The sequence below is a fragment of the Taklimakanibacter lacteus genome (genome assembly GCA_003576695.1).
In the GTDB taxonomy this organism is placed as follows: Bacteria; Pseudomonadota; Alphaproteobacteria; order Rhizobiales; family Aestuariivirgaceae; genus Taklimakanibacter; species Taklimakanibacter lacteus.
On the sequence record QOZQ01000005.1, the window covers coordinates 265416 to 279926 of the forward strand.

Sequence of the window (14511 nt, forward strand, 5' to 3'; positions counted from 1 at the left end):
ATCATCACCTGCGCGGTGACGGGCGCCATCCACACGCCGACCATGTCGCCCTATCTGCCGATCACGCCGGACGAGATCGCCAGGGAAGCGATCGCCGCGGCGGAAGCAGGTGCCGCGATCCTGCATCTTCATGCGCGCAACCCCGAGAACGGCAAGCCCGACCAGACGCCGGAAGCCTTCGCCCGCTTCCTGCCGCGCATCAAGCAGGCGACCAGGGCTGCGATCAACATCACCACCGGCGGCAGCCCCTATATGAAGGTCGAGGAGCGGGTGAAGCCCGCCGCCACCTTCAAGCCGGAGGTCGCCTCGCTCAATATGGGATCGATCAATTTCGGGCTCTATCACCTGGTCGACAAATACAAGAGCTTCAAATTCGACTGGGAGAAGCCGCATCTCGAAGCGACGCGCGATCTCGTCTTCCGCAACAGCTTCAAGGACATCGAATATATCCTCGAGACCTGCTACGGCAACGGCACGCGCTTCGAATTCGAATGCTACGACATCGCGCATCTCTACAATCTGGCGCATTTCGCCGATCGCGGCCTGGTCAAGCCGCCGCTCTTCGTGCAGTCGGTGTTCGGGCTCCTGGGCGGCATCGGCAATCATCCGGAAGATGTCGCCCATATGAAGCGCACCGCCGACCGCCTGTTCGGCGATAGTTTCCGCTGGTCGGTGCTGGGCGCCGGCGCCAGCCAGCTGCGCATCGCGGCCCAGGCGGCTGCCCTTGGCGGCAATATCCGCGTCGGCCTCGAAGACAGCCTGTGGGCCGGCAAGGGCAAGCTCGCCACCTCCAATGCCGAGCAGGTGGCACTGGCGCGCAAGATCATCGAGGGCCTCGGCATGCAAGTGGCGACGCCCGATGAAGCGCGCCAGATCCTCGAGCTGAAAGGCGGCGACAAGGTCGCTTTCTAGGGAGTTCATGATGAATAGGATCGCTCTCACTCCCTCCAACTTCCCTTCTCCCGTCCGAAGGATGGGAGAAGGTGCCCGAAGGGCGGATGAGGGCTCTTTCTCGAACCCCTGTAAAAACTTCAAAAGCACTTCGTGTTTCAGGCAAAGAGCCCTCACCCGGCCTCTCGCCTTCGCGAAGCCGAGATTTCGCCCCGACAGCGCAGATAACTTCCGCTTCTGCGGAGCAAGGTCGGCCCCCCTCTCCCATTGCTCCGCAACGGGCGAGGGGGAAAATATTCGAGAGTCATAGTTCCTAAAAAGGAATCCCCATGCTGCGCATCGAGATCTTCAGCGAGGACCGCAACGCGCTCGGCGAAGGACCTTTATGGGATGTCGCCGAGCAGCGGCTCTACTGGATCGATTCCTACGGACCCGCCGTCTACTCCGCCGATGTGAAGGGCCAGAACCGCCGGCACTGGCCGCTGCCCGAGCCCGTGGGCTCGATCGCCTTGCGCGAGACAGGCGGCGCCATCGTCTCCTTGCGCAGCGGCTTCCATGCGCTCGATTTCAAGACCGGCAAGGTCACGCTCATCGCCGAGACGCAGCCCGGCGAGCTGACGCCGCGCATGAATGACGGCAAGGTCGACCGCCAGGGCCGCTTCATCGCGGGCTCGATGGATTTCGAGGAGCGCAATGGCGTCGGCAAGTTGTTCCGGCTCGATCCCGATCTCTCGGTGCATGAGCTCGACCGCGGCATCGTCTGCTCCAATGGCCCGTGCTTCAGCCCGGACGGCCGGACGCTCTATTTCGCCGATACGGGCAAGAAGCTCATTTATGCCTATGACTATGACATAGCGGCGGGTTCAGTGCGCTCGCGCCGTGTCTTCACCAGCTTCGAGACCTTGCGCGGCCTGCCCGATGGTGCCACCGTCGATGCGGAAGGCTATGTGTGGAGCTGCGAGGTCTATTCCGGCCGGCTGATCCGCTTCGATCCTCAGGGCGTCATCGACCGGATCGTCGGCCTGCCGGTGCAATCGACCACCAGCCTCATTTTCGGCGGGCCTGATCTCGACATCGCCTATGTGACCTCGATGGCGCGGCCGTTCAACAATCAATATCACCGCGAGCGCGAGGCAGGCTGTGTCTTCGCCATACACGGCCTCGGCGTGAAGGGGCTGGCCGAACCGCGTTTCAAAGGCTGACAGAGGAGAGGGAAATGAAGATCGAAGTCCTGGTCGATGTGAAGACGACGCTTGGCGAAGGGCCTCTGTGGGATGTCGAGCAGCAGCGGCTCTACTGGATCGATGCCGCCGGCATGCGGGTCTTCCGGGCCACCGCCCAGGGCACCGAGATCCGCGCCTGGGACGTGCCCTCGCGCGTCGGCTCGATCGCCATCCGCAAGGACGGCAAGGGCGCCATCTGCTCGCTGGCGAAGGGCTTCCATGCGCTCGATTTCGCGACGGGAGACTGTCCGCTCATCGCCGAGATCGAACCGGACCGGCCGACCAACTGGATCAATGACGGCAAGGTCGACCGCGGCGGGCGCTTCTTCGCCGGCACGATGGACAGCCAGGAATCCGGCCCCCATGGCGCGCTCTATCGTCTCGATCCCGATTTCAGCGTGACCAAGGTCGAAACGGGAATCATCGTCTCCAATGGCCCATGCTGGAGCCCGGATGACCGCATCTTCTATTTCGCCGATTCCTGGTCGGGCGAGATCTGGGCCTATGACTATGACAGGAAGACGGGCTCGGTGAAGAACCGTCGCACCTTCGCCAGGCTCGACACCTCGACCGGCGGCGCCGCCGACGGGTCGACCGTCGATGCCGAAGGCTGCCTGTGGAACGCGCAGGTCTATGACGGCAAGCTCATCCGCTACCGGCCCGACGGCAGGGTCGAGCGCGTCATCGACATGCCGGTGAAGAAAGTGACGAGCGTCATGTTCGGCGGACCGAACCTCGATGTCCTCTATGTGACCTCGATGGCGAAGCCGCCGCTGCCGCGCTTCCCGGACGACGGCGTGCTGCGCGGCAGCCTGTTCGCCATCACCGGGCTCGGCATCAAGGGGATTCCAGAGTCGCGGTTCGGCGGCTAGTCCCGCCGCAGCACATTGAATCATCGCTCTCTTCCTCCAAAAAAGCTTGACTTTCGTTTTAGATTGCTCATTCTAGAATGGTTAATTTAGAAAGAATGAGCGATGGCACGCACGCGATTATTCAATGAAAGCAAGGTGCTTGGCGGTGCAATGGATGCGTTCCGGCGCCAGGGTTTCGCCGGCGTGTCGATCAAGGACCTGGAACAGGCCACCGGCCTCACCTCCGGCAGCATATATAATGCCTATGGCGACAAGGACGGCCTCTACCGGGCCGCCTTCAACCACTATATCGACGCCGTCATCCGCACGCGGCTGCGGACCTATGCCGGAGACGATGCCGGCCTCGATGGGCTGGAGCAGCTCTTCCTCTCTTTGCTGCGATCGCCCGATGCGGACGAGCATGGTTGCCTGCTGACCAATGCGGCAGTGGAGTTCGGCGCCGAACCCTCGGTGGCCTCGCAGGGCGTGCAGGAAGGCTTCGCCCTCCTCAAACAAGGCATCGAACGGGTCGTGGCGCGCGAAATGCCTGCCGGCCGTGCCGATGTGATCGTCGCCCGGCTTCTCATTCTCTATCAGGGGATACTGGTGCTGGTGCGGGCCGGCCGGGAAGCAAATGCCTGCGTCACGGTGATCGAGAGCGAATTCAAACAGCTCAGGGAGATGCGGTCATGACGAGCCTCACCCGCCGCTCATTTGTATCCGGCCTTGCCGGCGCTCTCATGGCGCCCGCCCTTGCGCCGCTCTACGCTGCCGGGCCAGCCATGCCTCCCGTCCGCTTCATAGAAAGCAATGGCATCAGGATGGCCGTCTATGAGGCAGGCCGTGGACCTGCTGTCATATTGCTGCATGGTTGGCCCGAGCTCGCCTTCTCCTGGCGCCACCAGATCGCGCCGCTCGCCGCCGCCGGCTATCGCGTCATCGTTCCCGACCAGCGCGGCTTCGGCCTGACCGATGCGCCGCCCAAGGTCGAGGACTATGACCTGGCGCATCTGACCGGCGATCTCGTCGGGTTGCTCGATGCGCTCGGGCTCGAGAAGGCCGTGTTCTGCGGCCATGACTGGGGCGGCCTGGTCGCCTGGCAGATGCCGCTGTTCCATCCAAGCCGTGTCGCCGGCGTCATCGGTCTGAACACACCCTTCATTCCGCATGAGATGCTGTGGCTGCATCCCGATCTCATCCACGGCCTGACGCCGCCCGACAAGCCCTTCGCCGCGAATGAGGCCGCTGATCCGCTCGCGCAGATGCGGCAGATCTACAGCCCGGACATGTATGTGATCATGTTCCATGATGGCGACCGCGCCGACAAGGCGATGGCTCGCGACGTCGAGCGTACCTTCCGCACCATCATGCGCAAGGGCGTCATTACCAGAGCGCAATATATGAAGCTTCCGCCGGCGGCGCGGCACATGGCTTTCTTTTCACAGCTCGAGGCGCCGGAGCCACCGAAGCTCCCCGGCGAGGCGATCCTCGATGCCGACGAACTCGTTGTCTTTGTCGAGAGCTACAGAAGGACCGGCTTCACGCCCGGCATCAACTGGTATCGCAACCTGTCGCGCAATTGGAAGGCGGGTCTAAAGGTCGATCAGACCGTGAAAGTCCCAGCTCTGATGATCGGCGCCGAGGACGACGTCGTGCTGACGCCGGCCATGATGGACGGCATGGAGGCGCATATTCCCGATCTCGAAAAACACGTGATCCCCGGTTGCGGACACTGGTCGCAGCAGGAGAAGCCGGAGGAAGTCACCGCTCTGATGACCGATTGGCTGAGGCGGCGCTTTCCGGGGTAAACCCACTTAGCGGCTAGAAATCATCGGGAAAGATCGACCGGAGATAGAGAAAGCAGGCATTGCGCGCCTGCTTCTGGCCCGCGATGCCGCTGGCATTCACCTGATTGGCGATCCAGAGGCCGTCGATGAGGGCATTCAGGGTGGCGGCGATCACCGTTGCGTCGAGCTTGAGCTTGCGTTCCCTGGCAAGGGCTATCACCTCGGCCTTCACGAAGGCATGATAGCGCGCCTTCAGCTCGGCGAGGCGGCGGCGATAGTCGTGATTGCGCGCCGCTTCCGCCCAGAAGGCACTCCATACCGCGACATGATCTTCATTTGAGATTTCAGGATCGAAATCGAGCAGCACCATGGCCTTGAGCCGGTCGGCGGGCTTGTCCTGGACAGACGGGCGGTTGAGCGCGGCGTCATATTCGGCGACGAGCTGATCGAGCGCCGCCAGGATCAGGCCGTCCTTCGACTTGAAATGAAAGGCGGCGACGCCATAGCTGCAGCCGGCCTCCCTGGCGATGTCATTCATGGTGATGCCGGTAAGGCCCTTGCGCGCGATCACCGTCGCCGCGGCGTCGAGAAGCGAGCGCTTTCGTTCCTGGACCTGATCCTCGCGCGAGGCGATGCGCGCCTTGCCTGCCACGTCCCTCGTCCCTTTCGTCAGGCCTCGGCCGGCTGCTTGAGCTCGGCCGCGGCTTTCAGGATTCCTTGCCGCAAGATGGCGATCATCTCATCGATCTGGGATTTGGTGATGACGAGCGGCGGCGACAGCACGCAGACATTGCCGAGCGGGCGCACCAGAAGGCCAAGATCGAAGCAATGCGTGTCGATGCGGCCGCCGAGTTTCTTGTCGCGGTCGGTCACTTCGGGCGATGCCGTATCGACCAGGCATTCGACGCAGCCGACGAGGCCTGCGACCCTGATATCGGCGACATGGGGAAGATCCCTGAGGCTCCGGAGCGCATCCGCGAAATGGCCGGACACGTCGCGCACATGCTGCAATATGCCGTCCCGCTCGATGACATCCATATTGGCGAGCGCTGCCGCACAGCTCACCGGATGGGACGAATAGGTGTAGCCGTTGCTGTAATAGCTGCCCTTGGCATTCTCGCCCGCCACCTTGTCGAGCAGGCGCTCCGATATGGCAAAGCCCCCTAAGGGCACATAGCCCGAGGTGACGCCCTTGGCGAAAGTGATGATGTCGGGGACGACGCCGAAGACCTTCTCGGAGGCGAACCATTCGCCGCAGCGGCCGAAAGCGGTCACCACCTCATCCGAGATATAGATGATGTCATGCTTCTCGCAGATGGCCTTGATGCGGGCGTGATAGCCTTTGGGCGGAATGATGACGCCACCCGAAGCCAGGAGCGGCTCGGCCAGGAAGGCCGCCACCTTGTCGGGGCCGATGGTCCCGACCGTGTCCTCGAATTCGCGCACCAACTTGTCGAGGAACTGGGCCTCCGTCAGCCCCGGCGCCAGGCGGATATTCGGCGCCGAGATGAAAGTGATGCGGGGCGAGGCGATGTCGAAATTCTGCCAGTTGAAGGCGCGGCCGGAACAGGCGGCAGTGAGGCTGGTGCTGCCGTGATAGCCCTCGCGGCGCACGATGATGTGCTTCTTCTCCGGCCGTCCCAGCACATTGTTATAGAATTCGGTGAAGCGCAGCGCCGAATCCACCGCCGTCGAGCCGCCGGTGGTGAAGAAGACGCGGTTGAGATCGCCGGGCGTCACCTCGGCAATGCGCCGCGCCAGCTCGATGGAGGGTGAGTTGGTCGTGTACCAGGGCGAATTGTAGGAAAGCTTGAGCGACTGGGCCGAGACCGCATCGGCGATCTCCCGGCGGCCATAGCCGATCTGGGTGCACCACATGCCGGCAGGCCCATCGATGATGCGCCGGCCATGGGCATCGACGACATGGATGCCCTCACCATAGGCGATCAAAGGCCGTGTTGCCTTGCCGAGCTTCGCCATTTCCTCGGACGGCGACAGAAGATGACGCTTCGCGTCCTCCAGCGTCTCGCCCGCATTCCACTGCGCGCCCACATTGTCCGGCATGATGCTTCTCCTGGCAGACCCGTCCCAGGATACGAATTCCGCAGACAGCGAGTCAATATTTTTGATTGTTCAATCAATCAATTAATCTCAGATGCGGAAACATCCCTCTTGCAACCATGGGCCAAGCCATGGGATTTGGGAAATATCAGCGTCCGGAGGCATGTCTCCCGTCTGGGCATGACTCGTGCGCACAATGGCGTCGATGACGTGGGAAGGAACTAGAGCGGGTACCTACTGCGGCCTGCCCGGACAGAACATAACCGTGATAGAATGGGTCTTCATGCCGGAGCGACAAGGATCCGGTCGTCAGGATTTATATGCTGTTTGAGCATACCTAGGAGTCCCTCAAGAATCTCTTTCTGGGTCCAATCGACGTGGATGCGTGGGTAATTTCGCTTGGCGCGGAAAGCCCCGAAATCGCCGCGCTGGACCTTCATTGGGTCGCCATCGTCATAAGCTCTTCTTACCCACCAGGCCCACAAATCTGCAGCTTGCAGGGGCAAAAACACAGTGTCGTCCTCAAAGCGAGGGGTGGCACCCATTGCCGCGCCAAAGAGCTCGCGGCGGCTCTTGGCGAACGACTCCCATTGCGTCAGAATAACTTTCTTCTCTGCTTGATTGTCGAAGTAGAAATCAACAGGTTCATCAGTCGGAAGCCCAAATCTGGCTAAATCAGATCGGCGAGCGTTGAAAACATCCAACAACAGCCTTGAGCACATCAAAAACGGATTGGCCACGAAACTCCAATCGATGCCCACGCCGGGAATACTGATTCGCGACATTGCTCTCTTGGCATCCGCAAGATTGTAGGCACATGAGATTGACATTAGAACATGTCGCTCAATGATACGGAAGAAGCCCGGAACCCTCGCGAGACGTTCGGGTGAGGCGGCCATTTCCGACATTTTAAAATGGTAGATGCCTGCTTGGTTGATGGTACCAAAAGGCAGCATCTCCTCCCATTCTTTTGCGAAATGCGCCCACGATTCTGCCGTAGCGATGTGCCCAGCTAGGACGAAAGTGGAGTCCGCCCCTTTGTAACTATCATCGATGAACGCCTGAAGAGCCACAAATTGCCACCCTATCGCTATTGAGGGGCGCATGCCGGCGACCTGCGCGACCACCCGGTCGGCGGTGACTCCCATGATGAGTAACAGGAGTACGCATATCACAGACCCTTAGGCCTTGGCGCGGGAAAGACGATATTGGGTCCATAGTCCCAATATTGTCCTTCCCGCACCCGGTGGAGTATTATTACAGGAGCGGGATATGACCGCGAGTCCTTTCAAGGAGTTGGCCGCTGTTGTTTGCGGCAATAATGGACCGAGGATATTGGCATTGCTTAGGGCGTATCTTGACGCGAGCAACGGCGGCGGCATTTATGCCGTCGGCGGCTTTATCGGCAGGGAGTCCGATTGGAGCGCCGTCGAACCTATTTGGAAGGAGGCGCTGGCCACCTTCCGGCTCGGGGATGATTTTCATCTCGCTGAGATCGTACCCAATTTGGGGCACGAGAAGGGGTCCCTATGCATACTGCATTTCTCCAAGATCATGGGCCGTTCTAACCTTCATGGAATAGGCGCGTCTTGCGAAATTGCACACTGGCAAACCCGCGATACTGGTTATGAGAACCCGTATCACTTCTGCTTCAGTATGGCCTTGAATATTCTCCGCGAGGAAGCGGGGCTGGAGTATGATGGAGAGCCGGTAGCCCTTGTGATTGACGATGATGTTCAACCCCACGACCTTACTGAGGCAATATTTGCGGCCTATCAGAAGGAGTCGGGCGACCAATTCGCGTCACTGACGTTTGGAAGCCGAAAGCGATTTCAACCCATCCAATGCTCCGATTTAGCGGTTGGCGCGCTTCGAAAGGAGTGGCTGGAAGGATTGCTTAGCCACAAGCAGGAAGCAATACGCCAATACTTGGGCGCCATTGGTCCGAAGGCGCGCTTTACGCATTTCTCGGCCGAGACCGAACGCATGGTAAATGAAGTGCTTAACCGCACCTAGGCATAATCCGATCAAAAGGCTCAAGCTCTTTGCCGCTTTCATCGACGCCGATTTAGCGAGCGGTCTCTATGAACCGCTTGCGTTGGGTCTTTTCCTCCGTCCTCGCCTTGTCCGCTTTCCTCTTAGGGCTTTCAGCTTCAGACTTTTGGCCTTGCATGCGTCGCGTATATTATTGTCTCATTGCTCCGAAACTATTCACCCCTGAAAGCTGGCGAGGAAGCGGCGCGCCAGGGGATTGTCGGTGGCGCTGCGCTGGCATACCGCATAGAAGGTCGAATCATAGCTCAAGGCCTTGTCGCACAGGCAGCGCAGTTCGCCGCGCGCCACCCAGGACGCGGCATAGTGCGCCGGCAGATAGCCGATGAAGCCGCCGCTCAGGATGAGGACGAGCTGCGCTTCCATCATCTCGACGGTCGCATCGGCCTGGCGGTGGCCGATGCGCTTCAGATCCTGGCTGTGCAGATAGCCGCGCGCGACAATGGCATGGCGCGCCAGGTTGCGGGCGGCGAGCCTGTCGCTCTCTGCGAACAGCGGATGGCCCCTGGCGCAATAGAACGACTGCTTCTCCACGCAGATCGGCACATAAGAGAGATCGGACCGCCGGGTGAGGCTCGGCATGATGATGATATCGCGGGCGCCGGCGATGAGCTGGGCTTCCAGCTCCTCCGGCCCCGCCACCATGAGATCGATCTGCACCGAAGGGGCGGACTGGCGGAAATGGCCGAAGACGCGGGCCAGCCCCAATTCGGCATTGGTGGCGAGCGCATCGACGGCGCCCAGTCTCACCACGCGCTTGAGATTGGGCGACAGGGCGCCGGCCTGGTTGCTGAAGCGGTCGACCGCCTGGAAGAGCTCGTGCGAGGCGTCATAGACGCTGCGCCCCGCTTCGGTCAGCGCGAAGCCGGAGCGGCCGCGCCGGCACAATCTGGCGCCGAGACGCGCTTCGAGCTCGGCAAGGCTGGTCGAGATGCGCGACTGGCTGAGATTGAGGACGAGCTGGGCCCCGGCAAGCCCTTGCGATTCGACAATGACGCGGAAGATGCGGATGAGCCGCAGATCGACATCGAGGAGCTGACGCATGCGATACTTCTGCTTTCCGGATGTAATGATCTCATCTTGCCTCTTTTTCGATGGTTTCGGAAGCCCATAAGATGGCGGGAAAGAGGGCCGCCCCTAGAGGGACGATCGCCCCGGCTTGTCACCAGATGGGAAGCACTTCTCGGCGCGACAGCAGAGCGCGCCGGACAGGGAGGAAGACAATGACCAGGATTCTCAAGACGCTGTTGATGTGCCTTGCGGCCGGCTGGGCTGCGCTCAGCCTCGCAGGCGGCCCGGCCGGCGCCGAAGTGGGCAATGCCAACAAGGTCACCTGCATGTATCCGGTATGGGTGGGCTTCGGGCCTGTCCATCTCGCCAATGAGCTCGGCTATTTCAAGGAAGAAGGCATCGAGGTCGAGGAGATCCTCGATGACGACATGCCGAATGCGATGGCGGCGATGGAGCGCGGCGATATCGACTGCTATCTGCGCACCGTCGGCGAATATCAGGGCCTCGGCCGGCGCAAGGAGACGCAGGGCATCATCATCGGCACGATCGATCTGTCGACCGGCGGCGATGGCTGGGCGGCCGACCAGTCGATCAAGTCGGTCTGCGATCTCAAGGGCAAGACCATCGCGGTGGAGCCCAACCTGCCGGCACGCCTCATCCTGCAGATGGCGCTGAAGAAGGACTGCAATCTCTCGATCAAGGATACGACGCTCGCCGATATCGCGGCGGCCGATGCGATCGGCATCTTCAGCGATCCCAAGGTGGCGGCGGTCGGCACCTATGAGCCGGTGCTGAGCCAGGTGGTCGCGGCGCATAAGGAGCGCGGCGCCCATGTCCTCGTGTCGTCGAAGGACCAGAAGGATCTCATCCTCGACATCATCATGGCGCATACGGGCGAGCTCAAAGGTAATCCTGATAAATATGTGAAGTTCCTGCGCGCTATCTACAAGGCGGTCGATTATTTCAACGCCAATCAGGAAGCGGCGATCCCGATCATCGCCAAGCAGTTCTCGATCACGGCGGATGACTTCAAGGCGACGCTGCCCAATTTCCGCTACACGCCGCTCGCCGAAGCCAAGGATTTCATCGGCCCGGCCGACAAGGAAGGCCGCGTCTATGAGATCTTCAACGAGGCGATGGATCTCAATCTCGAATTCGGCTCTTCCGATGTGAAGCTTAACCCTGAGGATCATATCGACCGGTCGATCATCAACAAACTCCCGTGACCAGCGGGATGCTCCCGTGGACATGCGCATGGAGGTGACACCACGTAAGGCAGAGGCGGAGCAAAGCCCCGCCCGGCCCGATCGTAAGTCGGCCTGGCGGGATCTCTTCACTTTCCGCGCCGCGGCCCAGCCGCGCCAGGAGCTCTGGCTCGGCGTCGGGGCTTTCCTGCTGGTGCTGGTTGTGTGGTCGATCGTGGCCGAATCGGGCCTCGTCCAGCCGCAGATCCTGCCCTCGCCGCGCGCGGTTGTTGCCGCATGGCTCAGGCTTTTCACGGAAGCCGGCTATCTGGGCGATATCGCCATCAGCGTGGCGCGCGTCTGGGCCGCCTTCCTCGCCTCCGCCGTCATCGCCATCCCGCTCGGCATATTGATGAGCGGCTATCGCTTCGTCACGGCGGTGACCGAGCCCATCATCGACTTCGTGCGCTACCTGCCGGTGCCGGCACTGGTGCCGCTGACCCTCATCTGGCTCGGCATCGGCGAAGGCTCGAAGGTGACACTTCTGTGGATCGGCACCTTCTTCCAGCTCATCCTCCTCATCGCCGATGATGCAAGACGGGTGCCGAAGGAATTCATCGAGACGGGGCGCACGCTGGGCGCTTCCGATGGTGCCCTGATGAAGGACGTGCTGCTCAGGGCGATGCTGCCCAATATGGTCGACAGCCTCAGGATCACGCTCGGCTGGTGCTGGACCTATCTGATCGTCGCCGAGATCGTCGCCTCGAGCTCCGGCATCGGCTATGAATTGTGGACGGCGCGGCGCTACGGCAAGACGCCGGAAGTCTTCGCCGGCATCCTCACCATCGGCATCATCGGCCTCTTCTGCGACCAGGCGATCCGCATGCTGCACCGCCGCTGGTTCCGGTATCTGCAATGATGCAGACCGGAACGAAATCACGCGTGTCACCCTCGCCCCGCTTCAGCGGGGAGAGGGGGGGACCCATTGCGCAGCAATGGGCGGGTGAGGGGCCTGCCGGGAATTGGACTCTGTCCTTCGATCAAACAGCTGAAACTGCATTGCGCGGCCCGTTGCCCCTCACCCTTCCCGCCGCTGCGCGGCGGGCCCCTACCCTCTCCCCGCTGCGCTTCGCTTGCAGGGCGAGGGTGTCAGAGGTACCGCGATGAGCACATCCGCTTTCATCCGCATCAATCAGGTCGCCAAGGCGTTCGCCACGCCCGATGGCGGCACCATCCCGGTGGTGGATCCGCTGTCGATCGACATCAAGGAAGGCGAGTTCGTCGTCTTTGTCGGACCCTCGGGCTGCGGCAAGACGACGGTCATGCGCATGGTGGGCGGGCTCGAGACGCCGAGCGCGGGTGACATCCATCTCGACGGCAAACGGGTCGAGGGACCCAGTCGCGACAAGGGCATGGTGTTCCAGTCCTATTCGTCCTTCCCCTGGCTGACCGTGCTCGGCAATATCCGCTTCGGGCTGCGCTATCGCAACGACATCTCCTCAGCCGAAAAAGAGCGGATCGCCCGCCACTATCTCGCTCTCGTCGGCCTCGGCCAGTTCGCCGATTACACGATCAACCGCATATCGGGCGGCATGCGCCAGCGCGTGGCGATCGCGCGCACGCTGGCCGCCAATCCGCTGGTGCTGCTTATGGACGAGCCCTTCGGCGCGCTCGATGCCCTGAGCCGCGAGCGCCTGCAGATCCAGCTCATGGAGCTGCGCCGGGCCGAGCGCAAGACCGTCATCTTCGTCACCCATGATGTCGATGAAGCCGTGCTGCTCGCCGACCGCATCGTCGTCTTCTCGGCACGGCCGGCGCGCATTCTGGCCGATATCCCGGTCAGCGCCACGCTGCCCGAGAAGCGCAGCCTCGACATTCTCGACATACCGGAATTCCGCCAGATCCGCCGCGAGGTGCTGGCGCTGATCCGCGCGCAGGAGACAGGCCTGGAGGCAGCAGAATAATGGCGGCGTTCGATTTCAGCGGCAAGCGCGTCCTGGTGACGGGCGCAAGCCACGGCATCGGCTATGCGGTGGCGGAGGGCTTCGCGCAAGCGGGTGCGGAGGTCACGATCCTGTCCAGCACGAAGGACATCAGCGAAGCCGCCAGCCGGATCGCAGCCGCTACGGGGCGCAAGATCGGTGCCGAAATCTGCGACATCACCGATCGCGCCGCGGTGCGCCGTTCGGTCGGCGGGCTCGGTCCGCTCGACATCCTGGTCAACAATGCCGGACTCGAGCGCCTCACGCCCATGTATGAGAAGGGCGATGAGGTCGAGCGCCTGTTCGCGCGCATCATCGAGATCAACCTCATCGGCACCTATTATGTGACCCGGCAGGTTCTCGAGCAGATGCCGGAGGGGTCGAACATCATCATCACCGCCTCCATCTGGTCGAAGAGTGCCGCCGCCGATTTCGCCGCCTATGTCACCTCGAAGCACGGCAATCTCGGCTTCATGCGCGTGCTCACCAAGGAGCTGGGTCCCCGCAATATCAGGGTCAATGCCGTATGCCCCGGCTGGGTCAAGACGCGCGCCGCCTTGCGCTCGCTCGCCGAAGTCTCGGCCCGCGCCGATATCAGCGAGGACGACATGCTGGGCCAAATCCTCTCAGGTCAGGCGCTTCCGGGGCTGATGGAGCCCGATGACGTCGCCAATCTCTATCTGTTCCTCGCTTCCGACCTTGCCCGCAACATCACCGGCCAGGCCGTCAATGTCGATCGCGGCGAGGTGATGGCATGACGCTCAAGGACAAGCGCGCTTTGGTGACAGGCGGCGCCAGCGGCATCGGAAGAGCGATCGCCGATGCCTTTGCGGGCGAAGGGGCGCGCGTGACCATCGCCGACCGTGCCGAAGTGGCGGGTGCCGGGTTCGAGGCACGGCGCGTCGATGTGGCGAAGGAAGAGGACGTCATCGGGCTGCTTTCCGGCATGAAGCAAACAGGCGGCATCGACATCCTCGTCAATTGCGCCGGCATCCTGATCGAGAAGCCGCTGCTTGAAACCAGTGTCGTCGATTTCGAGCGGCTGATGGACGTCAATCTCAAAGGTGTGTTCCTCGTCGGACGTGAGGCGCTGCGCCTGATGGTGGCGCAGGATCGCGGTGGCCGGGTGATCAATATCGCCTCCGAGCTCGCCTATCTGGGCCGCGAGAACTGCTCGCTCTATTGCGCCTCGAAAGGCGGCGTCCTGTCGCTGACGCGGTCCTGGGCGCGGGAATTCGCGCCGAAAATCCTGGTCAATGCCATAGCGCCGGGGCCGATCGACACGCCGATGCTCGGGATCGAAATGACATCGCCCGAGACGCTCGCCAAGGAATCGCAGAATCCACTCGGCCGCATCGGGCGACCGGAGGAGATCGCAGCGGCCGCCGTGTTCCTTGCCGGACCTGGCGCCACTTTCATGACCGGCCAATGCGTCAGCCCGAATGGCGGCGCGGCGATGTTCTGACGGA

15 protein-coding genes are annotated in these 14511 nt (G+C 61.9%); 11 read left to right on the top strand and 4 right to left on the bottom strand.

The genetic code is table 11. The annotated features are described in order from the left end of the window. The first annotated feature begins 42 nt into the window (after positions 1-42). The 5 genes from kce (at position 43) to DT068_RS11890 (ending at position 4773) form a co-directional block, all read left to right on the top strand. On the top strand, positions 43-912 hold the full coding sequence (kce, locus tag DT068_RS11870) for a 3,5-dioxohexanoate:acetyl-CoA acetone transferase (protein WP_438816431.1): 870 nt from the start codon (positions 43-45) through the stop codon (positions 910-912). Positions 913-1220: 308 nt separating this feature from the next. Further along, positions 1221-2093 (top strand): SMP-30/gluconolactonase/LRE family protein, encoded by an 873-nt coding sequence (locus DT068_RS11875; protein WP_368904678.1) that lies wholly within the window; start codon positions 1221-1223, stop codon positions 2091-2093. A gap of 14 nt (positions 2094-2107) precedes the next feature. After that, entirely contained in the window at positions 2108-2986 is an 879-nt protein-coding gene (locus DT068_RS11880; protein ID WP_119390051.1) for an SMP-30/gluconolactonase/LRE family protein, read from the top strand. A gap of 102 nt (positions 2987-3088) precedes the next feature. Continuing rightward, complete coding sequence (locus DT068_RS11885) at positions 3089-3658, top strand: TetR/AcrR family transcriptional regulator (RefSeq protein WP_119390052.1); 570 nt, start codon at positions 3089-3091, stop codon at positions 3656-3658. A gap of 89 nt (positions 3659-3747) precedes the next feature. After that, entirely contained in the window at positions 3748-4773 is a 1026-nt protein-coding gene (locus DT068_RS11890) for an alpha/beta fold hydrolase (RefSeq protein ID WP_119390259.1), read from the top strand. A 13-nt stretch (positions 4774-4786) separates the two neighbouring features. Here the strand turns inward: DT068_RS11890 and DT068_RS11895 are convergent, their stop codons facing one another. The 3 genes from DT068_RS11895 to DT068_RS11905 form a co-directional block, all read right to left on the bottom strand. Beyond that, positions 4787-5404: a TetR family transcriptional regulator C-terminal domain-containing protein gene (locus DT068_RS11895; RefSeq protein WP_119390053.1), complete on the bottom strand. Its 618-nt coding sequence runs from the start codon at positions 5402-5404 to the stop codon at positions 4787-4789. 17 nt (positions 5405-5421) lie between these two features. After that, positions 5422-6816 carry an aminotransferase gene (locus DT068_RS11900; RefSeq protein WP_119390054.1) on the bottom strand — a complete coding sequence of 465 codons (1395 nt, stop codon included), beginning with the start codon at positions 6814-6816 and terminating at the stop codon, positions 5422-5424. 278 nt (positions 6817-7094) lie between these two features. After that, positions 7095-7961 carry a DUF3800 domain-containing protein gene (locus DT068_RS11905; RefSeq protein ID WP_119390055.1) on the bottom strand — a complete coding sequence of 289 codons (867 nt, stop codon included), beginning with the start codon at positions 7959-7961 and terminating at the stop codon, positions 7095-7097. Positions 7962-8085: 124 nt separating this feature from the next. Here DT068_RS11905 and DT068_RS11910 point away from each other — a divergent pair, with 124 nt between their 5' ends. Next, entirely contained in the window at positions 8086-8829 is a 744-nt protein-coding gene (locus DT068_RS11910; protein ID WP_119390056.1) for a hypothetical protein, read from the top strand. Positions 8830-9024: 195 nt separating this feature from the next. On the opposite strand, the gene DT068_RS11915 is transcribed toward DT068_RS11910, so the two are convergent. Continuing rightward, on the bottom strand, positions 9025-9909 hold the full coding sequence (locus DT068_RS11915) for a LysR family transcriptional regulator (protein WP_119390057.1): 885 nt from the start codon (positions 9907-9909) through the stop codon (positions 9025-9027). A gap of 179 nt (positions 9910-10088) precedes the next feature. Here DT068_RS11915 and DT068_RS11920 point away from each other — a divergent pair, with 179 nt between their 5' ends. The 5 genes from DT068_RS11920 to DT068_RS11940 all read left to right on the top strand — a co-directional run bounded on the left by DT068_RS11920 (position 10089) and on the right by DT068_RS11940 (position 14507). After that, the gene (locus DT068_RS11920) at positions 10089-11102 is read left to right on the top strand and encodes an ABC transporter substrate-binding protein (protein WP_162914157.1); all 1014 of its coding nucleotides are present in this window, start codon (positions 10089-10091) and stop codon (positions 11100-11102) included. A 22-nt stretch (positions 11103-11124) separates the two neighbouring features. Next, positions 11125-11979, top strand: a complete 855-nt coding sequence (locus DT068_RS11925; RefSeq protein WP_368904700.1) for an ABC transporter permease — start codon at positions 11125-11127, stop codon at positions 11977-11979. Between the two features lie 244 nt (positions 11980-12223). Next, complete coding sequence (locus DT068_RS11930; protein WP_119390060.1) at positions 12224-13024, top strand: ABC transporter ATP-binding protein; 801 nt, start codon at positions 12224-12226, stop codon at positions 13022-13024. Further along, the gene (locus DT068_RS11935; RefSeq protein WP_119390061.1) at positions 13024-13800 is read left to right on the top strand and encodes an SDR family NAD(P)-dependent oxidoreductase; all 777 of its coding nucleotides are present in this window, start codon (positions 13024-13026) and stop codon (positions 13798-13800) included. Before DT068_RS11930 ends, DT068_RS11935 begins: the two co-directional genes overlap by 1 nt. Next, complete coding sequence (locus tag DT068_RS11940) at positions 13797-14507, top strand: SDR family NAD(P)-dependent oxidoreductase (RefSeq protein WP_119390062.1); 711 nt, start codon at positions 13797-13799, stop codon at positions 14505-14507. The genes DT068_RS11935 and DT068_RS11940 overlap by 4 nt, the downstream gene beginning before the upstream one ends. Positions 14508-14511 lie beyond the last annotated feature (4 nt).